Raw genomic sequence first — 22,323 nt, 5'->3', positions numbered from 1 at the left:
TCTTTGCTGACATCCATATAATATGTTAGGTCTTTAATTGCATCATGTGATATAAGAGAGTAAAAAGGGAGCAACTGTAGTTAGTTGCTCCCTTCGTATATATTTCATGTATCCCGTAAAATACTGATTCTTTGTGGGTTAATCATCAGCGGGAGAGAGATAAGAATTTCATTAACGTTATTACTAGATAAGTAAAGTGTTGTGAAACTGAAAATACTTGACTGGCATCTTAATTATAGAAATTAAATGTCAGACAAGTACTTTCCAACATACAGACCACTTGCAGCTGCTTGAGATAATGAATGAGTGACCCCTGAACAATCACCGATTAAAAATAGCCCATCCACACTTGTTTCAAAATGGTTATTGACTTTTATGGTAGGAGCATAGAATTTTCCATCAATTCCATATAATAAAGTATCTTTATCGATAGGTTCTTGGATAAATTGTTCTAGGCGTAATAAAAACTCTTTGATCCCTTCAATATATAATTGCGGAATTTCTTTATGCAAATCTCCATAATCTCCGTGTAGTGTAGGTTGTATACGATTATGTTTTATGCTGTTTTCCGCTGTAGGTTGTTTTTTTATTAAGTCCTCTAAGCGTTGTATAACAATCCTATCTCGTCCTTGGTTAATGCTTTTAATAATTGAATTTGCGTATACATTTGCTTCTTTGAGAGTTGGAAAATAGCGCGGGATAAATAAAGTGAAATTTAAGTTAGGAGTGCTAGTTCCTTGCTCTCGGAAATTTTGACCGTCAGGCATAACTAAACCTTCTTCGTACTTTCGAATAATGCGTCCTTTTGGGTTCATACAGTAAGTAGTAGCTGTGAAATGTTCGTGCTCATAAGAAAGCTTTGTCTCAAAAGTATCTTTTAATATAGAACGTAATTGATGTTCTTTCATCTCTACTCTAATACCTAAATCTACACGAGTCTGCTCCTGAGAAATATTAAGGGAAGCGCACATTTCTTTTAACCAATCCGCTCCAGAGCGCCCAGTTGCAAATACTAGTTGTTTAGAATGAACTGTTCCTTGATTTGTTTCTATTTTAAAATGATCTTTTTGTTTACTGATATGTTGTACATCTATATGAAATTGGATATTTATTTTCGCAAGTAAAAATTCATAGAGCTGCTGGAAAATGTTACTTGAAAGTGCAGTACCAAGATGCCTTACTTCAGTTGTTAACATTTGTAAACCACACGCTTCAGCCTTCTTAGTGAGATTCAGATTTTCTGTAGAATATTTTGAAACCGAATTTCCGCCAAACCGACATAGAATTTCATCTACTTCAGCCATTAGTTGTATAAAGCCTTCTTTACCGACTTTTTTCTCAAGTTCGCCTCCAAACCCATTTGTGTAATTAAATTTCCCTTCAGATTTTCCTAAACCACCAAAACCGAAATATTTATCACACGTGTGACAGGTACACGTTTTCCCTTGGTCTAAAGGACAATTTCGATGTTCTAGCGGTTTACCTTTATCAAGAATTAAAACATTTTTGTTACTTTGAGCTAATGAATAAGCCGTAAAAATGCTGCTTACTCCAGCGCCGATAATTGTAACATCATACATATTCTTTCACCTGCTAACGAATAGTTTGTTTGCTATTTTCTTAGTGTATAACAAATTATGAAAGGTAGGAACTAGCTATATTGATAGAGAGGGAGAATGTTTTTGTTTTCGTAAGGTATGTAAGATTTAAGGGAGTAATCTTTAATCACTTTCGAGTTATCTCAATCGATGTTTCATTATGAAAAGACCAACTTTTAAATCGCATTAATTTTAAGTGCAGCTGAGTATAATTAGCCTTGTAAAAAACAACTGATCCTAGGAGGTCAGTTGTTTTTATTTATAAAGTGGATGAGCAAAAAAACACAAAAGTGGTTGGTCCGCTTTTTGTAAACATCTATTATGATAAGAGAAGAAAGGTAGTATTTTATCGAAATTTTAAAAAGGAAGTTCTTTATGAAAATAGACTGGCCTTAGAGAGGTGAAAAGACAATGAGTTTTGCAATTTCACTAGTTGTTATTATTGTAATTGTATCGCTATTTGGGACCGTACTAGTTGCGCGAAATGTGGAGGAGAATTATGGTAAGTCTACAAAGAAGAATGTAAAAAATTTATCCGCTATTTATATTCTCCTTCTTTTTGTTCTACTGGTGGGGGTAACATGGTATGCGGTAGTGATTTGATAGTATTTAGTGGTTAGAAAGAGAACCGTTTTGGATATATCCATTTAAGGATAAGAAAATGTGACTGATTAATCCTATTATTACAGTGAATACTGTTAGTAATAAATTGAGGATGGTTCGTTTTGAGAGGAGGGAACTATATGGAATGGAAACCAAATCGTGCAGATAAGACACCTGTTTATAAACAAATTGCTGATTATATAGAAAGAGGCATTTCTTCAGGTGAATTTCCTTCTGATAGTAAGTTGCCTTCTGAGCGTATGTTAGCAAAGGAATTACAAGTGAACCGGAGTACGATAATAGCTGCATATGAAGAATTAAAGTCACTTGGAGTAGTAGAACGGCAAAAAGGAAGTGGAACACGGGTGAATACAGACATATGGGGTGTGTCGCATAAACGAATACCGAACTGGGGTAGGTACGTTGAGGATGGATCGTTCTTACCTAATGTACCACTTGTTCAACAAATTCGAACGGAAACACAAAAAGATGACTTAATTAATTTAGCGAGTGGTGAATTGTCACCAGAATTAATTCCGAGTGATAGATTTCGAACGATTTTGTCGGAGAAAATATTTATGGAAAACCTCGGTTATGACCATCCACTTGGAAATGAAATGTTGAGAAAAACAATTGCAGCACATGTTCAGCAATATAAACAAATTGAAGCGGAATCAAGTTCTATTCTTATTACATCAGGAGCACAACAGGCGCTTAATCTTATCGTTCAATGCTTATTGAAACCTGGCGATGCGATTGCAATTGAAGATCCTTCGTATTGTTTCTCGCTTCCGATGTTTAAATCGGCCGGTTTAAACATATTCCATTTACCTGTTGATGAGCATGGAATGAATCCAGATGACTTAATCGATTTGCACAAAAAGCATCGTATTCGTATGGTGTTTTTGAATCCGGATTATCAAAACCCAACGGGTACTGTGCTTTCATTAGCGAGACGTAAAAAAATTTTAGAACTGTCTTCTGAATTCGGGATACCGATTGTAGAAGATGATCCGTACAGTTTAACTTCTTTTAATGGAGAAGTGAATCCAACATTAAAATCAATGGATCAAAATGGAAATGTTCTTTATATAAGTTCATTATCAAAAATTGTTGCATCAGGATTACGTATTGGCTGGGTAATTGGTCCTACGCGCGTAATAGAACGTTTAGCAGATGCGAAGCAGCAAGTTGATTTTGGTCATAGTGTATTTACGCAGTGGGTAGCAAATCAATTTTTAGAATCGGAGGATTTTCATACGCATATTACGATGCTCCGTGGACAATTGAAGCAAAGAAGAGATGAATTAATTGCAAAGCTTGAAGAAACATTGGGAGACCGAGTTGAATGTTTCGTTCCAGAGGGTGGAATACATGTATGGTGTAAGGTGAAGGGAACGTTTGATGAATATCACTTATTAGGTGAATCTATACGGAATGGTGTCGCATTTGTTCCGGGCAGTGTTTTAGGTTCTAAAAATGAATATATACGATTTACGTTTGGTAGAGCGAATATAGAACAAATCAAGCTTGGAATTACAAGGTTTGCGGAAACGTTAAACGAGATTTCATAATATTGATATGTAATGTTGAAATGAGGGAAAGAAATGAAGTACGTGATGCTTTTACTTCAAGTAGGCGTGCTATATGTATTTAGCTTAGCTGGTACGTGGATTCAGGAAATATTCCATCTATCGATGCCAGGAAGTTTAATAGGGATGTTAATGCTGTTCCTACTCCTTTTTACCCGTATTTTGCCATTAAAGTGGTTTGAGGTAGGCGCAGAAAAATTAATAGTATTTTTACCGTTATTTCTAATTCCTTCGACAACAGGATTAATGGAATACGGATCTTTTCTTTTAAGTAAGGGGAGTGTTATATTCCTTTTAGTTGTTGCAAGTACGGTAGTAACATTGATTGTTTCAGGGTATGTAAGTCAATTGTTAGTAACATCAAAAAAATAAAATCGACAAGGTGCACGATTCAAATGGTCTTAATAATTATTACTGTAGTAATTTATTTATTTGCGACAAAGTTATATAAAAAATTTACCTTTCCATTTACTTTACCAGTGTTAACAGTAACAGCAATTATGATTTGTTTATTCCTTACATTTGGAGTTTCTCATCAAGATTATAAGGAAAATGGAGGAGACATCCTTTCAGGCTTTTTGAGCCCTGCAATTGTAGCGTTAGCTATACCTCTATTTAAAGAGCGAAAAATACTTATGAAAAACTTTTTATCGATACTTATCGGCGTAGTGATAGGTATAGTGACTTTAACAACTATGAATGTAGTGATTGGTGAAATTTTAAATATAGATAAGGAACTTATATTAACAACTCTACCACAATTAGCGACGATGCCTATTGCTATTTCATTAGCGGATCAAATTGGTGGTATTCCATCTATGACTTCTAGTTTTGTAGTTGTTGCAGGAATAACTGGCGCTATTATTGGACCAACAATGCTTAAGCTTTGTCGTATAACAAGTACGATTGGAAAAGGCGTTGGAATGGGCTGCGCATCACATATTATTGGTGTGAGTCGTCTAGTGAAAGAGGGAGAGAAAGAAGCTACTATTGGTTCAGTAACGATGATTGTAACAGGAATACTTATTAGTATATTAATACCTTATGGAATGAAATTGGTATTTTAAAATGTATGGAGATGATAAAAGTGACAACATGGTTTATAGTTACATTATTTATTTTTGGCGCTCTTAAAGTACTAGTTTCTAGTATGCCGACTTCTGTTGTAGAATCTATTATTAGTAGATTTGAATTACATCAAAAACTTGATGAAGAACATACGACTGTATCGCTAGATGGAAAGAATATAGAAGGGGAAAAGAAAACGCAAGTTATTCATGAATTTAACGAGGCTTTATTTTTAGATAAACATTATTTTCCACCACACGGTGAGGGGACACCGATAATCATTGAAACGAAGAAAGGGAAAAGAACAATTACATTATCGATATATAGTTATGAGGAACATGTTGATGTAATAAAGCAATATAAGAAGAACGTCGTTGCCTATCGTTTACGTTCTAAAAGTCTCCAAACTCTTGCACCATTAGCGCTAACTGAAGATTATGCTTAAGGAGAGACCAATAATGGTCTCTTTATTTTTGTATCCAATTATATACTCTCCAAATAAAAGAAAGGAAAATCATATACCCAAACAAAGAATAAGTATGATGCCAGTCTGCGCTATGAATAAATAAACCTCGTTTCTCAGCAACTTGTTCAAAAATACTAGCACAAATACCTATTGAAATAATCAATAGAGTTCTAGAAACTGCAGATAATGTTTTTGAGATTTGTATGAAAGCGGATGTTAAAATGGGTAATACAAACAACGTAAAGCCTATGTTAACTGAAAATATGGATGGGAACGGTCTAACCGGAAAGAAATATATTTGTTTCGTGACAAAGAAAGCATCTAAGCATGTTCCGATAACAGTAGAGAGAAAAATTGTAACTGCTAATGCTAGAAAATCATTCTTCTTCTCTAAGGAGGACATTTTTCTTTGCGAGAATTGCCAATTCAATTTTTTCGAGTGTTTTGCAGTAGTCTTCTGTAATTTGCCCAATTATATTTTCCTCCTTATCAGTTAAATAATGTATTACTTGCCAGTCGTTAAACCAATCTTCATGTTTTGTTTCTTCGTGGTTCATATTTTTCCATGCGTAAATAAGAGCGGGGCTATATATACGATAGGAATCATTTTTTAATTGGCAATTTTTTATTCTTCGTTTATAAAACGCTCTTGAAAAGGATTCGTTTACACTTGAAAATAAATGTGGCCAGTAATCTTTTCGTGAACCTGTATGAGGATGAGTATCTGCCCAATTTATAACTTGAGATAGAATATGTTCATTATGAAATAGCAATGCGTATAATCTTTTCCCAAGTAAAATACGTTCATGTAGTGAAGTGAAATGTTTCATTGTATCACCAATTAGTAATGTTTTAGCATTCATTTTACTTTCGTGAAAAGGAAAGAGGATATGATTGAACTGAAAAAAATCAAATAGTTTAAATCCAATGCTATTTAGAACATTTTTTTTGAAGTGTTCATTTTGAATGACTCTTTTTTCTAAATAATTTTGTTCATTAATAATAGTTGCAATTGCTAATATTTTTTTGTTTCCAGTTTTCCAAAAGGAATTCCACATCGTTTCCATAAATGTTGAAACATTGAGGTGAGGAAGAAGGTGGAAAAGGTTTGTGGATTTTTTAACACTTTGTTCATATAGTAAAAATTGTGGATATATATCTTGAAAAATAAGCCAGTTTCCGCGCTCTAAAAAAGAAAAGAAAGTAAATTGATCTTTTTCAGATAATAGCTTCGTATATAAATCCCCTTTTAAATCAGTCATGTTCCAACCACCGTTACGTGAAACCATATGTCCAAGCAGTGCCCAATGTATTTCAGGATGCTTTTTGTGAAACTGAAAGTAAGCACGCGTCCTTGTTACATTATTTTGATTTAATAATTTTGTTTGTTCTTTAATTGTATGTAGTAATATTTCTTCCTCTTTCGAAAGGGGGGAAAGGGAACTATTTGCGTTGATGCATTTTTGTTTTAGCTCATTTTTTATAGAGAAGAGGGAAAGAGGGGTATTTTTGTGAAATTTATTATGTGAGCTGTCGTGGTGCATATAATCCCCTCCTATTCTAGTCTGTTATCATAAATGTATTAATACCTACTTAAATAAATGATATGTGAAGGAAATGAAAAGTTGCAAAATATAGAAAAAGGAAAGAGGAGACGGACTCTTCTTTCCTTTTTGGTATTTATTTGAGCTGAAAATTATTGCGTAAACCTATAGAGAATGAATTCCCTTTTCCAGCAGAGTAGAAAATGAATCGGCATGAATAGGTTTACTATAATAGTAACCTTGAATAAATTGACATTTATTTTTTTGAAGGAAATTCACGTGTTCTTTCGTTTCTACACCTTCAGCAATGACAGACATTCCTAATGTATGTGCTAATGTGATGATCGTTTTAATGATTTCCATTCCATCTTCATACGTTTCAGACATTGTCATAAATTCTCTCGGGATTTTTAACGTATCGATTGGATATAAAGGTAAGTAGGCTAGGGAAGAATAGCCTGTACCAAAGTCGTCGATTGAAATGTGAATCCCTAAACTTTTTAGTGTACGCAGTTTTATCAATGTTTCTCTCTCATCCATCATTGCAATTCGCTCTGTTAATTCAAGATCGAGAGAACTTGCTGGTAAACCTGTAGTTGCTAAAGTAGAAGAAATAGACTTTACAAAACCTTCTTGTTCAAATTCTTTAGCAGATAAATTTACACCTATTTTTAAATGAGAATATCCTAGTGCGTGCCAACATTTCATTTGCTGACATGCTTGTTGTAAAGTCCATTTTCCAATTGAAATGATTTGCATCGTTTCCTCAGCGATTGGTATAAATTCATTTGGAGAAATAATACCTAAATCTGGATGATTCCAGCGAATCAAAGCTTCAGCTCCAACAATGTTATTAGAATTGCTATTAACTTGAGGTTGATATAAAAGGAACAATTCTTCATTTTGAATTGCGTTAGGTAAATCTTTTTCTAATCGTAATCGTCTTTCAATCTTTCTAGCAATTACATCGTCATAAATAGAGACAGAGTTAAGTTCTTTTTCCTTTGCGTCATACATTGCAACATTAGCGTTTTTCAATAGTGTAGTGATATCGATTCCGGAATGTGGATAAATTGCAATTCCGATGCTAAGAGATAAAGTCAACTTATGTTCGTGTATGATAAACGTTTTTTTCATGTTTTCAAATAATTGGTTACATAACTGTAATAAGGAATCATGGTCAGTATAGTTTTCAACTAAGATTGTAAATTCATCACCACCAATTCTTGACACATACGTATGTGATGGAAGGCAGGATTGGAAACGTTTTGCTACTTCTTCTAATATATAATCACCTGCTGAATGTCCAAGTGTATCATTAATCACTTTAAAACGATCCAAATCTAAATATAGTAATGCAAATTCACTTTGTGTTGTTTGTGCATTTCTTATAACTGTTCTTAATTTTTTTTGGAAAAAGGCCCGATTCCCAATTTTTGTTACAGTATCGTGGAATGCTAAATATTTTATTTCTTCTTGTTGTTTTTTAAAGGCGGTAATATCTTTTACCATAATGTAGCTTCCTGAAATTTGTTCATCTATCATAATAGGAACGATTGTAACATATAAAAAATAAGTAAAGCCGTTATTATATTGAGAACGCAATTGTAAAGAAGTAGATTCTTGTTTTTTTGCTTTTTCTAATGCAGACACAAGTTTATGTTTATCTTCATCCAAAATAACAGAAAGACAAGTCTTACCAAGTAATTCGCTAGTTGCGGCTCCGAGTAGTCTGTTTCCTGCTTTATTTACATTTAAGAATATTCCATTTAAATCGATTGTAAAAATAGGATCTGGATGATATTTTTACAATCGATTTGAATTTTTGTTGTTTTTGAGACAAAGCCTCTGATTTTTGGACTAAATCAGAAGTCCTTGCAGTAACTTTATCTTCTAATTGAGCATTAAACGCTTGTAGCCGTTTTGTTAGAGTCGCGTTTTGCATACCTACAATAGAATGTCGAATAAGTACAAAAACAAAAGCGATACAATTTCCTGTAATGAGAGTGGAAGATGATGTTTGTTCTTTTAATGTAAACCCGATTAGTATTGCAACGGCAAGGTAAGGGAATACAACTAAAACTTTTTTTCCTAGTTTAGGGTGTACAATAAAATAATTTTTATTGCTAGTATAATCATCTGAAATAGAACCGGCTATTGCGATAAGTAATATAGGTATTCTATATAAAAGTCGTAATAATGCTATCGTGTCAGCTGATAAAAGAGTATGTAAGTAAAAATAAGTATAGTTAAAAATTGCAGAACTTATTAATACAAAAACAAAGATATACATTTTCCATTTTGATTTAAAAATTGTTGGACGTAATAAGAGACTAATACCTAGTAGTAGGAAGAGTAAGTCTGCAATTGGATATAAAAATGAAAGGAAAATTTCTCCTATTGGAAGAGAGAATATACTTGAATCTGGTTGATTAAATATATAAAACTCTAATGTAAGTATGGAAGCGAGCACTATACATATATCACAAATAAAGAAAGATTTTTCCCACTTATTACATTCCTTTAAAATTTTATAGCTAAAAGCAATAAAGAAAAAACATAGAAATATCATGTAAAACACGTCAGAAATAACAAAATGATGAATTGGAAATTGAAAATATTCATGTTGAAATGTATAAAGTATTTTCCCGAATAAAAAACTGCCTATCGCAATGGTAATACAGATCCAGAAAAGATTTACATGAAGCTTTTTAGAATATAAAGAGTATAGTAATGAAATAAATGTAATGCCTTCAACTATGAGTGAAGAGAAGCGTACATTGAAATCAGAAAAATGATTAGGGAATATAAAAAAATATATAAGACAATAGCTGCAGTAACAAATTAATGTCGTTATTAATATATATAATTGTAAATTTTTGTTGAATGTCAAAATGATCACCTTCTTAAAGTATGCACTAAATCCATAATATCTATACATGAGAATATTACTTGAAGATTGTATCAGATTTCCTTATAAAAATCATGTTTATAAGTGAAAAAATCCAAAGTGTAATGATTTTAGAATTGAAGAGAAATTACAGTAAACAACTTTTGGTTTATGAGAGATTTATATAAGGATTGTATATTTAGTCATTTCGTACATTTTAATGATTTTTTAGTAGTTTGCAAGTGGATATGCAAAATTACATATAAAATGATGAGGGAATTCTTTCAGCGTTGGTGGATTTTTTGTTAAGGAGCATTAAGTAAGACCTTTGTATGTATCAGTTCTCATACTCATGAGGGATTTCAGAAATGTGTTGCATGTATACAATAATAATAAATCGTTTGTTAAATTTCTAGTATGGGGGAAGAGCATGAAAAACTGGGTGAAGTTTCGAATAGCACGTCCAACAGATAAGTTTGAAGAGGTTACATCTTTTTATGAAAAAGGGTTAGGTTTAAAACGTATAGGTGAGTTTTATGGTCATGAGGGATATGATGGGGTCATGTTTGGTCTACCAGATGAAGAATATCATTTAGAATTTACAAGGCATACAGATGGAAGTCCGTGTCCGGCTCCAACAAAAGATAATTTACTAGTATTTTATATGCGAGAATATAGTGAAATAGAAAAAGTGAGTCAAAAGCTGCATGAGATGGGATACGATGAAGTAGAACCAGAGAATCCATATTGGAAAGAAAAAGGGATTACTATAGAGGATCCAGATGGATGGAGAATTGTGTTGATGAAAATAGAAGAACAAGGTTTCAAATTATGATAGGGTAAAAATAAATTAGCTTCCTTCTAGGAAATAAAAATAGAAGGAAGTTTTTTGTTTGTAGTCTGAAAATTTTAATTTGACAATCAATTGTAGGGAGATGTAAATTGAGAACGTGTATTCTTATAAGTTTGATAGTGTTGCCATTCAAAAGGAATGTATAAATAGGGAGGGCTTTTTATGTTATTTCGAATTGAAGATGCAGAAATATACTATGAAATCGTTGGAGAAGGAAAACCAGTCATTATCATACATGGCTGCACTCCTGATCATAGGTTAATGATGAAATGTATGGAAGCGGTATTTCAGAAATATGAAGGTTATAAGCGAATATATATTGATTTACCTGGAATGGGAAAATCGAATGCTCCAGATTGGATAAATAGTTCAGATCGTATAGTAGAAGTGCTTATCACATTTATTGAGAAAATCATTTCTACTGAAGAATTTTTATTGGTAGGAGAGTCATACGGAGGCTATTTAGTCAGAGGAATACTCACAAAGCTGTTTGAAAGAGTTAACGGATTACTATTAGTATGTCCTGTTGTTGTAGCGGATCCAGAAAAAAGGACTCTTCCAGATAAACAGGTAATTTTACAAGATGAGGAATTTTTAAATAAGCTCACTTCTACGGAAAGAGAGGGTTTTTGTGAGTTAGCGGTGGTAGCAAATGAATATACATATAAGCGATTTAAAGAAGAAATTAAGCCAGGACTAGATATTGCTAATTATGAATTTATTGAAAGGTTGCAAAATAATTACTCTCTTACTATGGATTTTCATCATAAAAAATATGAGAAACCTGTTCTTTTATTAGCCGGAAGACAAGATATATCGGTAGGTTATCAAGATATTATAGAAATTATTGAAGATTATCCAAGAGCAACATTAGCAGTGTTAGATATGGCAGGGCATAATTTGCAAATTGAACAGCCTGAATTATTCGAGAGCTTAGTAGGAGAATGGATTAGACGAACAAATCAGCAAAGTTTATAAAAGACGAATGAACATTTTCAAGGAGGACGTATGAATACATATATCTATATGGTTAGGCACGGTGAATCGCCAAAATTAGAAGGGGATGAAAGAACACGTGCATTTACAGTCAAAAAAGTTAAAATATTTCATCTCAAGGATTATAATAGAGAAAGAAATATAAAAGGAGTGGACGAATTTGAAACAAGAACTAATTGAAAGATTTACGAGATATGTAAAGATTGATACACAGTCAAATGAAGAAAGCCATACAGTACCAACAACACCTGGACAAATTGAATTTGGTAAGTTATTAGTAGAAGAGCTAAAAGAAATTGGGTTAACAGAAGTGACGATGGATGATAATGGGTATGTAATGGCAACACTTCCTGCTAATACGGATAAAGATGTTCCTGTAATTGGATTTTTAGCCCATTTAGATACAGCAACAGACTTTACAGGGAAAAACGTAAAACCACAAATTCATGAAAATTTTGATGGTAATGCAATTACGTTAAATGAAGAGCTAAATGTTGTGCTAACGCCAGAACAATTCCCAGAATTACCATCTTATAAAGGGCATACGATTATTACAACGGATGGTACGACACTTCTTGGAGCAGACGATAAAGCTGGTCTGACTGAAATTATGGTTGCAATGAATTATTTAATACATAACCCGCAAATTAAGCATGGGAAAATAAGAGTTGCATTTACGCCAGATGAAGAAATTGGCCGTGGACCAGCGCATTTTGATGTAGAAGCGTTTGGTGCATCATTTGCTTATACGATGGATGGAGGTCCATTAGGTGGTTTAGAGTATGAAAGTTTTAATGCTGCAGGCGCTAAGTTAACGTTTAACGGAACGAATACACATCCTGGAACAGCAAAAAATAAAATGCGTAACGCAACTAAACTTGCTATGGAGTTTAATGGGCATTTACCAGTAGAAGATGCACCGGAATATACTGAAGGCTATGAAGGATTCTATCATTTGCTTTCTTTAAATGGTGATGTCGAGCAAAGTAAAGCGTATTATATTATTCGAGATTTTGATCGCGAAAATTTTGAAGCGCGTAAACATAACGTTGAAAATATTGTGAAGCAAATGCAAGAGAAGTATGGGCAAGATGCAGTCGTTTTAGAAATGAATGATCAATACTATAATATGCTTGAAAAAATTGAACCGGTGAGAGAAATTGTTGATATTGCGTATGAAGCAATGAAAAGTTTAGACATTGAGCCAAACATTCACCCAATTCGTGGTGGAACAGATGGATCACAATTATCATATATGGGATTACCAACACCGAATATTTTCACTGGTGGTGAAAACTATCACGGTAAATTTGAGTATGTTTCGGTAGATACTATGGAAAAAGCCGTTCAAGTTATTGTAGAAATCGCAAGAAGATTTGAAGAACAAGCTTAAAAAAGAACCAAGTAGTACGGATGTGCTACTTGGTTTTTTAGTATAGTACTCGCCATAAATAAAAAGTGGCGTAAGACTCAAAGTTTATCCAATTTGCTGCAAAATCTTTGATTTCATTTTTAGTCGGTTTACTTTCGGAACCTGTTAGAAATTTAATTGCATTATGCAAACCAACATCATCAATTGGAAAAGCGGAAGGGAATCGTAAACAGCGCATTAAAACATAGTTGGCAGTCCACGGACCTATACCATGGATAGTGGTTAATTGTTTTTCAGCAAGCTTTACATCTTGTATTTGTAATAAAGATTCTTTTGATAGTTTCCCTTCTGTAATAAGCTTCGCGATACCAATTAAATATTCACATTTTCTAGTCGTCATTTTTAATTTTTTGAGATCCTCTACATGTAGAGTTGCAATCGTTTCAGGAGAGGGGAATATCCAATGTTTTCTATCGTTCCATTCTACATACTTCCCAAATTGCTCGACTAATCTTCTTTTTAGCGTATAGGCATATGTGAGGTTAATTTGTTGACCGATAATTCCCCAGGAAAGTGCTTCAAATAAATCTGGAATTCCTAATGTGCGAAGCCCGTAATACTTTTGAATAGGATCATTAAGGAGTGGATCATGTTTTGCTAATTTATAAAAGGGAGCTAAATCAGTAGTTAAATCAAACCACTCTGTTACATAGTTAGCTACAACATCACATATCCATTTGTCAGAGATATAAGATTCTCCTAAAAAACGTATTTCCAAATTGCCATCAGTGTTCATACTAATTTCAACCAAAGGGTTTACATCTTGAACCGGGATAACTTTATAAATTTTATTATCTTCAATATGAAACATACATTCATTGTTAGAACGGGAAAGATAGCGTAAGTTTTCATAGAAACTAAATTCTATTGGAACTGCTAAAGTTAATGTGCTATTATACTCTGCTGTCATATGGATTCCACCTGTAACTTTTCTAATGTAAGCAATTCTTTCTTCATTTTTAATCCCCCTCTAAAACCGGTTAGTTTCCCATTCTTTCCAATAACACGGTGGCAAGGAATCGTAATAAGAAGTGGGTTGGCAGCGATAGCAGTAGCAACGGCACGCACAGCTGTAGGTTTTTGAATTCTTTCGGCAATTTCTGAATAAGAATATGTCTTCCCATAAGGAATTTCACGTACCGTATTCCAAACAGATAATTGAAATGTAGTTCCGTAAGCATCGATAGGCAATGTGAAAGTTTCTCGCTTATTTTCTAAATACTCGATAACTTCTTTTGTATATGTTTGCAAGTAATCTGGATCGCAGACCAATACATGTTGTGGCAGTTTTTTTCTAGCCCATATATGTAGTTCTTCAAAATTTTCGTCTTGCGATCCTATGAAACATAGTCCATTTTCAGTTGCAGCAATATGCAAGCGCCAATTTTTATGTGTAATTAGCGTCCAATATATAGATTTATTTTTATAGGAATTCATTATTGTATCCCTCTTTCATTTCGTTCTTTTTTCGATATTCAGTAGGAGTAAATCCGGTTTTCTTTTTAAATAAAGTTGCGAAATACTCTGGGTTTTCTATCCCGACAGCAGTACTAATTTCCTTAATGGATTGATTTGTATGTGAAAGGAATTCTGCGGCTTTAACAATTCTGAATCGCTGTATATATTCTATTGGACTTATTCCTATTAGTCTTTTGAAAGTGCGTTGTAAATGAAATGGGCTACCGTGGCACATTTCCGCGAGTAGGTCGAGAGTTAATCCTTCGTCATAATGTTTTTCAATATAGTTTTTAATTTGTTCTACCCACTCTTCATTAGGTAAAGTGATCCCATTTGGTTTACAACGTTTGCACGGACGAAAGTTTTCATGCAATGCTTGCTCTGCATTTAGAAAGATTCGTACGTTGTTTTTATTTGGTATTCTCGATTTGCACGATGGTCGGCAAAAGATCCCAGTTGATTTCACAGCATAAAAGAATTTGTTATCATAGGAAGAATCATTGTGAATAATTGCTTGCCAATACTCACTTGTTAACGTAAATCCTTCATTGTACAAAGATCATCACCTCTGAAATTAGTATAACCTGAATAATGTGCGTATGTACGTATTCACAAATGTAAGAGCAAGATTACAAAGATGAAAATATGATTGTTTTTCTATTTTGTGATAGCATGAACTTTGAAAGTGAACATCAAGAGGAGGACTATAATTGAAGTTAATTTCATGGAATGTAAATGGCTTGCGTGCGGTTATCGCAAAGGGTGGATTTTTAGAATATCTTGAGGAATCTAATGCAGATATATTTTGCCTACAAGAAATTAAATTACAAAGTGGGCAAATTGATTTAAATTTAGAGGGATATTATACATATTGGAATTATGCTGTGAAAAAAGGATATTCAGGAACGGCTATTTTTACGAAAAAGGAACCTCTTTCAGTTACATATGGTTTAGGTATTGAGGAGCATGATCAGGAAGGAAGAGTCATTACTTTAGAATTCGAAGATTTTCACATGATAACGTTATATACACCAAATTCAAAACGTGGATTAGAACGATTAGATTACAGGATGAAATGGGAAGACGATTTCCGGGCTTATATTAAGCGATTAGATGAAGAAAAACCAGTTGTTTTTTGTGGAGATTTAAACGTTGCTCATAAAGAAATAGATTTAAAAAATCCAAAAAGTAATCGGAAAAATCCTGGTTTTTCGGATGAAGAAAGAGAAAAATTCACATGCGTTTTAGAGGAAGGATTTATAGATACATATCGATACCTATATCCTGAACAAGAAGGAGCCTACTCATGGTGGTCATACCGTATGGGAGCAAGAGCGAAAAATATTGGATGGCGTTTAGATTATTTTGTTGTCTCTGAAAGAATGAAAGACCAAATAAAGGATGCGAAAATCAATAGCGAAGTGATGGGGTCAGACCATTGCCCAGTTGAATTAAGTATGGATTTCTAAAAAAGAAGTATCTTCCTGAAAAAAGGAGATACTTCTTTTTTTGTTCAGTTTGTTAAAATTTTTCAAACCATTCTTGAAATAATCTGATATTAAATATATACTTAATAACGATAATCATTATCATTGATAATGGTTATCGTTTGTGAGAACGGTAAAGAATTTAATGCTAGGGGAAGTGAACGAGAATGGCTCTCCATTTTACGTAGATTTGTTAACGATGTGAAATATAGATGAGGATTATGTTTCATATAATTAAATTTTATTGTTGGAATAATATTTTTAAAGGTTTTGAGAGGAGATAAATAAATATGAACAAGAAATTATTTACATTAGGGATGGTTACAGTTTTAAGTGTAGGTTTAGCGGCATGTAATAGCGCGGATAAGACTTCAGGGGAGCAAAAGCAGCAGACAAAAGCTACAGAAACGAAAAAAGATGAAAAACGAAAAATTACATATTTAGGTAAAGAATATACAGTGCCAGCAAAAGTAGATAAAATTGCAACAGCTAGTTTAGAGTCAATGGAAGATGCGGCAGTACTTGGAATTAAACCAGTTGGTGCCATTACTGTAGGTGGTAAATTACCAAAGTATCTTGAAAAAGAATTAGAGGGTGCGAAATCTGTTGGGGAGAAAATGGAACCAAATTTCGAAACATTGCTTCAATTAAAACCAGATGTTATTACATCAAGTACGAAATTCCCAACAGAAACAGCTGAAAAGTTTACGAAAGTAGCTCCAACATTCCCAGTATCACACGTTTCAACAGATTGGGAAGATAACTTGAAGTTAATGGGAGAATTAACTGGTAAAAAAGATAAAGCAGAAAAAATTATTAAAGATTACAATGCGGACGCTGAAAAAGCAAAAGCAAAACTGGGAGATAAGTTAAAAGATAAAAAAGTACTTGTCATTAGACTAAGAGCAAACGAATTATTCCTATATCCAGAAGGAGTATACTTCAACCCTGTCCTTTATAAAGATCTTGGATTAACTGTTCCAGAACAACTGAAAACTGTAAAAGCACAAGAAAAGATTTCTTTAGAAAAACTAGCTGAAATTAATCCAGATTATGTTTTCTTACAATATGAAGCAAGCGAAAATAATAAACCGAAAGTGCTAGAAGATATTGAAAATAATCCAATTTGGCAAAGCATGAATGCTGCGAAAGAAAAGAAAGTATTTGTAAACGTTGTAGATCCAATGGCACAAGGCGGTACTGCTTGGAGTAAAACAGCATTCTTAAAAGAAGCAGTGAAAAATTTATCTAAATAATACAATAAGTAAGGTGCGTTGAATGATATGCAGAAAACGAATGCGGTACCAGTAACCATTTTATGTATAGCACCTATATTGATTTTATGTACAGTCATACTTTCTGTTTTATATGGTGCGAAAAACATTGATGCTGAAACAGTGTGGAATGCATTATTTCATTTTGATTCAAGCGATGTAAATCATAATATTATTATTGCTTCACGTTTACCAAGGGTAGTTGCAGCTCTTTTAGTCGGAGCATTTCTAGCCATATCAGGAGCACTTATGCAGGGGATGACAAGAAACTATCTTGCATCCCCTTCTATTATGGGGGTGACGGATGGTGCAGCCTTTGTTATTACACTTTGTATGATTTTTCTTCCAGGAATATCATCAATAGGTATGGTTTTATGTTCAATGATTGGATCCGCACTAGGAGCCGGTATCGTGTTTGGATTTGGTTCGCTCCTTCAAAATGGTTTATCACCAGTTAGGTTAGCGATTATAGGAACGGTTATAGGAACATTTTTAAGTAGTGTATCTGCCGCGATGGCATCGTATTTCCAAATCTCTCAAAATGTTAGTTTTTGGTTTAATGCAAAGTTAGATCAAGTAGATCCTAATATCATTAAAATCACGATACCTTTTGGGATAATTGGGATAATTTTAGCACTGTTAATATCAAAATCTATTACAATTCTTTCCTTAGGAGAAGAGGTTTCTATTAATCTAGGGCAGCGTACAAAACTAGTTAAAGTGATGGCAATTTTATCAGTTATTTTTTTAACAGGAACAGCCGTTGCTTTAGTGGGTAAAGTAGGTTTTGTAGGTTTAATCATTCCGCACATTACTCGCTTTTTAATTGGGGTAGATTATAAGTGGGTCTTGCCATGTGCAGGCGTTATTGGTGGAGTGTTCTTAGCGTTATGTGATGTAGTAAGTAGATTTGTAAACTATCCATTTGAAACACCAATTGGAGTCGTTACCTCCTTAATTGGAATTCCTTTCTTCCTTTATTTAATCCGTACAAGAGGAGGAGAGAGACATGCCTAAAAGTTCAAGTCAACGCTTTGTAATGACGATGGGGATTATTATATTTTTAATACTATGTGCTATGTATATTAGTTTAACGAATGGTACGTTCGATATTACGATTACAGATGTATTTAAAACACTTTTTAGAATTGATCCAGTACCAGACCATGATTTAGTTATATTTGAATTTCGTCTGCCGCGTATTGTAATTGCTGGATTAGTAGGATTAGGCCTCGGCGTTGCGGGGGCTGTTATTCAAGGAATTACGAGAAATGGATTGGCGGATCCGGGTATTTTAGGAGTGAATGCCGGGGCAGGTACAGCCATCGTAATTTTTATGTTTTTCTTTCAAGGACAATTAAAGAGCACAGACTGGGTTTCTATTATGATGATGCCGATGTTTGGCTTAATAGGTGGATTAGGTGCAGCCATCATAATCTATCTGTTTTCTTGGAAAAACGGTAAGTTAGATTCGCAGCGACTTTTATTAACAGGGATTGCAATTGGATCGGGATTTGGAGCCTTTTCTATGTATTTATCCCTCAAAATGAAGTCAACTGATTTTGAAATGGCTGCAGTTTGGGTGTCAGGAAGTATATATAGTGCAAACTGGAAGTATATTATTGCCATGTTACCGTGGCTTATTATCTTAATTCCTCTTATACAAAAGAAAGCTTATTTATTAGATTTATTTCAATTGGAAGAAACGAGTATTACAAGTTTAGGTGTTTCAGTAGAACGAGAGAAATCGATTTTACTATTAAGCAGTATCGGACTTGTGAGTGCATGTGTTGCTGTTTCCGGAAGTATTGGTTTCATTGGATTAATGGCACCACATATAGCGAAAAGACTTGTCGGTATTCAGCATAAACATATAATTCCTACATGCGGAGTAATAGGAATGTTTCTTGTAATTTCTTCAGACTTTATTGCAAAAACTGTTTTCACACCTGTAGAGCTACCAGTTGGAATCGTTATTTCTATTGTCGGTGTACCGTATTTCTTATATTTACTTTATAAGGCGAAAGCGTAAGAGGAGGAATGAAAGTGAGTATTTTAAGTGCAAAAAATTTAGAAACGAGTTATGAAAAGCTTACCGTGTTTCGCGATTTGAATGTGGAAATACAAGAAGGGAAAGTAACGACAATTATAGGGCCAAATGGGTGCGGGAAATCAACCTTATTAAAGACAATGGGACGAATTTTAAAGCAAAAAAACGGTAAAGTGTATTTGCAAGGACAGGATTTAAATACGATTCCAACGAAAGAAATCGCCAAACAGTTAGCGTTACTTCCGCAAACTCCAATTGCACCAGGAGAGCTTAAAGTAGAAGAATTAATTTCTTATGGGCGCTATCCACATCGAAATAACGTAAATAAGTTAACTTCAAAAGATAAAGAGATGATTGATTGGGCACTAGACATAACGAAAACATCTGAATTTCGAACGAGACAAATTGCAAACTTATCAGGTGGACAAAGACAAAAGGTCTGGCTAGCGATGGCCTTAGCACAAGAGACTGAAGTTTTATTATTAGATGAGCCAACGACATACCTTGATATGTCACACCAATTAGATGTACTGCAAATTGTAGAGAAGTTAAATAAAGAACACAATTGTACGGTTGTAATGGTATTACATGATATTAACCACGCAGCAAGGTTTTCAGATGAAATTATTGCAATGAAAGAAGGGGAAATTGTTACAATTGGTAGCCCAGAAGAAATTATTACGAATGAAGTATTAAAAGAAGTATTTCATATTGATGCACGTGTCATGATTGACCCTTATAACGGGGCCCCTGTTTGTTTCGGTTATGATAGCGTTGTATCTCAAGATGAAAAAGTAGAAATATATGTAACAAGTTAAAAGGGGGGGATTTACAATGAATGCTACTATTGAAAAGCAGCAGATTATTACATCTAATACAGAACAGTGGAAAATGTATTCGAAATTAGAAGGTAAGGAATATCAAATTCATATTTCAAAACCGAAGCAACTAGCACCAGAGTCAGGATATCCGGTCATATACGTCTTAGATGGCAATGCCTTTTTTCAAACATTCCACGAAGCGGTTAAAATACAATCGGTTAGAGCGGAAAAAACAGGTGTTTCACCAGCCATTATAGTTGGTATTGGTTATCCAATTGAAGGGGCATTTTCAGGAGAAGAAAGGTGCTATGATTTTACACCCTCTATCATTTCAAAAGATGCGCCTTTAAAACCGGACGGCAAACCGTGGCCTAAAACAGGTGGAGCGCATAACTTCTTTACTTTTATTGAAGAAGAATTGAAACCACAAATTGAAAATAATTTTGAGATTGATAAAGGAAAGCAAACGTTATTTGGGCATTCTTTAGGTGGTCTATTTGCTTTACATATACTATTTACAAACATAAAGTCCTTTCAAAATTATTTTATTAGTAGTCCATCTATTTGGTGGAATAATCAATCTGTGCTTGAAAAAGAAGAAAACCTTATAAATGAATTAAACAATGCTAAGTTTGAAACAGACGTATTTCTTACAGTTGGGTCATTGGAGCGAGAGCATATGGTTGTCGGTGCAAATGAATTATCACAACGCCTTCTCCAAGTCAACCACGATAAATTTATATTTAAGTTTTATGAAGCTGAAGGAGAGAATCATGCATCTGTTGTGCCGACTTCTTTAAGTAAGGGATTACGATTTATTAGTTGTGTGTAGAATGTGTATGAGATATGCGTACTCTTCATATTTGGACGATTGATAAAAAATAGGAGGATCATGAAGTTCCTCAAAACATGATTGATATGTTAAAACAACAGTTCCATATTGAACATACTACAATTCAAATTGAAATGCTTAAGATTAAACATAGTGAAATGATTGTTTAATAAAATGCAACTAAAAGGCTATGGGGAATTTCCCCATAGCCTTTTAGTTGTGTAAGTAGAATTGTCCTTTTGAAAGTTTTGTTTCAACTTTTCGTCTAAAGAGACAAAAAGTTGTCACATTTCCGTCACAATTAGCATAAACATAAAATAGACGAAATGAACTTATTTCCAAAAAGGCTTGGTTAATTCAATTCATGATTAGTAGAGCTGAAAAAAAACGGATTAAAAGTTCACTATATTATCAAGGAGGTATATCGTATGAAAGCAATTCTCGCTATCGCTGGGCTTATTTGGGTTTTATCACATGGCATTCCAATTTATGAAGGAGAACAAATTCGCAGTGCTCTTAATAAACAATTTAATGAATATCATATCATTGATCGGCAAGATAATGTTGTTACTGTTCGAGTAAATGACTGTTTTCATACGGTAACCGTTGAAGGAACTTCAGTAGTGAATGATACAAAAGTATGTGATCAGCAATAACTATATATAGGAAGAAAAAAGTCTCAATTTAAATATGTGAAGATTGAGGCTTTTATACTTGTAGACGAATAATAAGTGGGGATGGACAATCCCCGCTTATTAATGTTTTTTTGAAAAAAGGGAAGGGTATACTGAAAATTGAGACTGAGAAGCTAATAATTTGTTAAGAATAATCATAGAGTGGGAATATACTCATATGGGGTATCATACATAGATATTTAATGCTATAATTGATATACTCGTAAAAGTAATTGTTTTATTGGATGAAGAGAAACTTTGAGAAGGTGATAATATGGATCATAAAGAGCATGAAGCAACTACACATAGATCAGAAAAAGAAAAAGAGCAAATTATAAATAGATTAAAGAGAATCGAAGGGCAAGTTCGTGGTATTCAAAATATGATTGAAAATGATCGTTATTGCGTTGATATTTTAGTGCAAATTTCAGCGATTAATGCAGCGATGAAAAAAGTAGGAATGGGTGTTTTAAAAAATCATACAAGTCATTGTGTTTCAGGAGCCATTAAAGATGGAAATGGTGACGAAGCAATTGAGGAATTAATGACAGTATTTGAACGTTTTTCAAAAGCATAAAAACCAAGCTAGCATTATGAAGTGAACCCGAATAGTGGTACATGAAAAAAACACCTCCTGAATTCGCATACTAAGTATGCAAATTCAACGGAGGTGTTTTTCATTTGA

General features: G+C 33.7%; 22 protein-coding genes and 3 pseudogenes. 18 read left to right on the top strand and 7 right to left on the bottom strand.

Annotated features, from left to right (window positions below):
• Positions 1-242: 242 nt before the first annotated feature.
• Entirely contained in the window at positions 243-1,580 is a 1,338-nt protein-coding gene (locus MR065_RS24130) for an NAD(P)-binding domain-containing protein (RefSeq protein ID WP_242215333.1), read from the bottom strand.
• Between the two features lie 429 nt (positions 1,581-2,009).
• Here MR065_RS24130 and MR065_RS24125 point away from each other — a divergent pair, with 429 nt between their 5' ends.
• From MR065_RS24125 to MR065_RS24105, 5 genes are all read left to right on the top strand, one after another.
• Positions 2,010-2,201, top strand: a complete 192-nt coding sequence (locus MR065_RS24125) for a hypothetical protein (protein ID WP_088230056.1) — start codon at positions 2,010-2,012, stop codon at positions 2,199-2,201.
• A gap of 140 nt (positions 2,202-2,341) precedes the next feature.
• Positions 2,342-3,775: a MocR-like pyridoxine biosynthesis transcription factor PdxR gene (gene pdxR, locus MR065_RS24120; RefSeq protein ID WP_242215332.1), complete on the top strand. Its 1,434-nt coding sequence runs from the start codon at positions 2,342-2,344 to the stop codon at positions 3,773-3,775.
• Between the two features lie 33 nt (positions 3,776-3,808).
• Entirely contained in the window at positions 3,809-4,165 is a 357-nt protein-coding gene (locus tag MR065_RS24115) for a CidA/LrgA family holin-like protein (protein WP_242215331.1), read from the top strand.
• A gap of 23 nt (positions 4,166-4,188) precedes the next feature.
• Positions 4,189-4,860: an LrgB family protein gene (locus MR065_RS24110; RefSeq protein ID WP_242215330.1), complete on the top strand. Its 672-nt coding sequence runs from the start codon at positions 4,189-4,191 to the stop codon at positions 4,858-4,860.
• Positions 4,861-4,880: 20 nt separating this feature from the next.
• On the top strand, positions 4,881-5,306 hold the full coding sequence (locus MR065_RS24105) for a YfmQ family protein (protein ID WP_097902891.1): 426 nt from the start codon (positions 4,881-4,883) through the stop codon (positions 5,304-5,306).
• A gap of 22 nt (positions 5,307-5,328) precedes the next feature.
• Here the strand turns inward: MR065_RS24105 and MR065_RS24100 are convergent, their stop codons facing one another.
• The 3 genes and pseudogenes from MR065_RS24100 to MR065_RS24090 form a co-directional block, all read right to left on the bottom strand.
• Complete coding sequence (locus tag MR065_RS24100) at positions 5,329-5,730, bottom strand: CBO0543 family protein (protein WP_242215340.1); 402 nt, start codon at positions 5,728-5,730, stop codon at positions 5,329-5,331.
• The gene (locus MR065_RS24095; RefSeq protein WP_242215329.1) at positions 5,705-6,871 is read right to left on the bottom strand and encodes a DUF2515 domain-containing protein; all 1,167 of its coding nucleotides are present in this window, start codon (positions 6,869-6,871) and stop codon (positions 5,705-5,707) included. Before MR065_RS24095 ends, MR065_RS24100 begins: the two co-directional genes overlap by 26 nt.
• 165 nt (positions 6,872-7,036) lie before the next feature.
• Positions 7,037-9,764, bottom strand: a pseudogene (locus MR065_RS24090) (sensor domain-containing protein).
• A gap of 427 nt (positions 9,765-10,191) precedes the next feature.
• Here MR065_RS24090 and MR065_RS24085 point away from each other — a divergent pair.
• From MR065_RS24085 to pepT, 4 genes and pseudogenes are all read left to right on the top strand, one after another.
• The gene (locus MR065_RS24085; RefSeq protein WP_242215328.1) at positions 10,192-10,596 is read left to right on the top strand and encodes a VOC family protein; all 405 of its coding nucleotides are present in this window, start codon (positions 10,192-10,194) and stop codon (positions 10,594-10,596) included.
• Between the two features lie 180 nt (positions 10,597-10,776).
• The gene (locus MR065_RS24080) at positions 10,777-11,592 is read left to right on the top strand and encodes an alpha/beta fold hydrolase (RefSeq protein WP_242215327.1); all 816 of its coding nucleotides are present in this window, start codon (positions 10,777-10,779) and stop codon (positions 11,590-11,592) included.
• A gap of 30 nt (positions 11,593-11,622) precedes the next feature.
• A pseudogene (locus MR065_RS24075) lies at positions 11,623-11,706 on the top strand (histidine phosphatase family protein); the annotation flags it as partial.
• 64 nt (positions 11,707-11,770) lie between these two features.
• The gene (pepT, locus tag MR065_RS24070) at positions 11,771-13,003 is read left to right on the top strand and encodes a peptidase T (protein ID WP_242215326.1); all 1,233 of its coding nucleotides are present in this window, start codon (positions 11,771-11,773) and stop codon (positions 13,001-13,003) included.
• Positions 13,004-13,040: 37 nt separating this feature from the next.
• Here the strand turns inward: pepT and MR065_RS24065 are convergent, their stop codons facing one another.
• Genes MR065_RS24065 through MR065_RS24055 form a run of 3 tightly spaced genes read right to left on the bottom strand, consistent with a single transcriptional unit; the run spans position 13,041 to position 15,056 of the window.
• Positions 13,041-13,952: a DNA-3-methyladenine glycosylase family protein gene (locus MR065_RS24065; RefSeq protein WP_242215325.1), complete on the bottom strand. Its 912-nt coding sequence runs from the start codon at positions 13,950-13,952 to the stop codon at positions 13,041-13,043.
• Positions 13,949-14,479 carry a methylated-DNA--[protein]-cysteine S-methyltransferase gene (locus MR065_RS24060; protein WP_242215324.1) on the bottom strand — a complete coding sequence of 177 codons (531 nt, stop codon included), beginning with the start codon at positions 14,477-14,479 and terminating at the stop codon, positions 13,949-13,951. Before MR065_RS24060 ends, MR065_RS24065 begins: the two co-directional genes overlap by 4 nt.
• Positions 14,466-15,056 carry a bifunctional transcriptional activator/DNA repair enzyme AdaA gene (locus MR065_RS24055; protein WP_242215323.1) on the bottom strand — a complete coding sequence of 197 codons (591 nt, stop codon included), beginning with the start codon at positions 15,054-15,056 and terminating at the stop codon, positions 14,466-14,468. Before MR065_RS24055 ends, MR065_RS24060 begins: the two co-directional genes overlap by 14 nt.
• A gap of 154 nt (positions 15,057-15,210) precedes the next feature.
• On the opposite strand from MR065_RS24055, the gene MR065_RS24050 reads away from it, so the two are divergent.
• From MR065_RS24050 to MR065_RS24010, 9 genes and pseudogenes are all read left to right on the top strand, one after another.
• Positions 15,211-15,969 (top strand): exodeoxyribonuclease III, encoded by a 759-nt coding sequence (locus MR065_RS24050; RefSeq protein WP_098267807.1) that lies wholly within the window; start codon positions 15,211-15,213, stop codon positions 15,967-15,969.
• A gap of 308 nt (positions 15,970-16,277) precedes the next feature.
• Positions 16,278-17,243: an iron-hydroxamate ABC transporter substrate-binding protein gene (locus MR065_RS24045; RefSeq protein WP_242215322.1), complete on the top strand. Its 966-nt coding sequence runs from the start codon at positions 16,278-16,280 to the stop codon at positions 17,241-17,243.
• 27 nt (positions 17,244-17,270) lie between these two features.
• Positions 17,271-18,278: a FecCD family ABC transporter permease gene (locus tag MR065_RS24040; RefSeq protein WP_242215321.1), complete on the top strand. Its 1,008-nt coding sequence runs from the start codon at positions 17,271-17,273 to the stop codon at positions 18,276-18,278.
• Entirely contained in the window at positions 18,271-19,293 is a 1,023-nt protein-coding gene (locus MR065_RS24035; RefSeq protein WP_242215320.1) for a FecCD family ABC transporter permease, read from the top strand. The genes MR065_RS24040 and MR065_RS24035 overlap by 8 nt, the downstream gene beginning before the upstream one ends.
• A 14-nt stretch (positions 19,294-19,307) precedes the next feature.
• Positions 19,308-20,129 (top strand): ABC transporter ATP-binding protein, encoded by an 822-nt coding sequence (locus MR065_RS24030; protein ID WP_242215319.1) that lies wholly within the window; start codon positions 19,308-19,310, stop codon positions 20,127-20,129.
• Between the two features lie 16 nt (positions 20,130-20,145).
• Entirely contained in the window at positions 20,146-20,964 is an 819-nt protein-coding gene (locus MR065_RS24025) for an alpha/beta hydrolase (RefSeq protein WP_242215318.1), read from the top strand.
• 11 nt (positions 20,965-20,975) lie between these two features.
• A pseudogene (locus MR065_RS24020) lies at positions 20,976-21,134 on the top strand (cation diffusion facilitator family transporter); the annotation flags it as partial.
• Between the two features lie 258 nt (positions 21,135-21,392).
• Positions 21,393-21,620, top strand: a complete 228-nt coding sequence (locus MR065_RS24015) for a hypothetical protein (RefSeq protein ID WP_097902876.1) — start codon at positions 21,393-21,395, stop codon at positions 21,618-21,620.
• Between the two features lie 292 nt (positions 21,621-21,912).
• A complete protein-coding gene (locus MR065_RS24010; protein ID WP_070144516.1) occupies positions 21,913-22,215 on the top strand; it encodes a metal-sensing transcriptional repressor in 303 nt (100 codons plus the stop codon).
• Positions 22,216-22,323: the final 108 nt, after the last annotated feature.

Source organism: Bacillus cereus group sp. BfR-BA-01383 (assembly GCF_022663495.1).
GTDB lineage: Bacteria > Bacillota > Bacilli > Bacillales > Bacillaceae_G > Bacillus_A > Bacillus_A cereus_AU.
The sequence above is the reverse complement of the archived record's forward strand: the minus strand, read 5'-3'. Positions and strand labels throughout refer to the sequence as shown.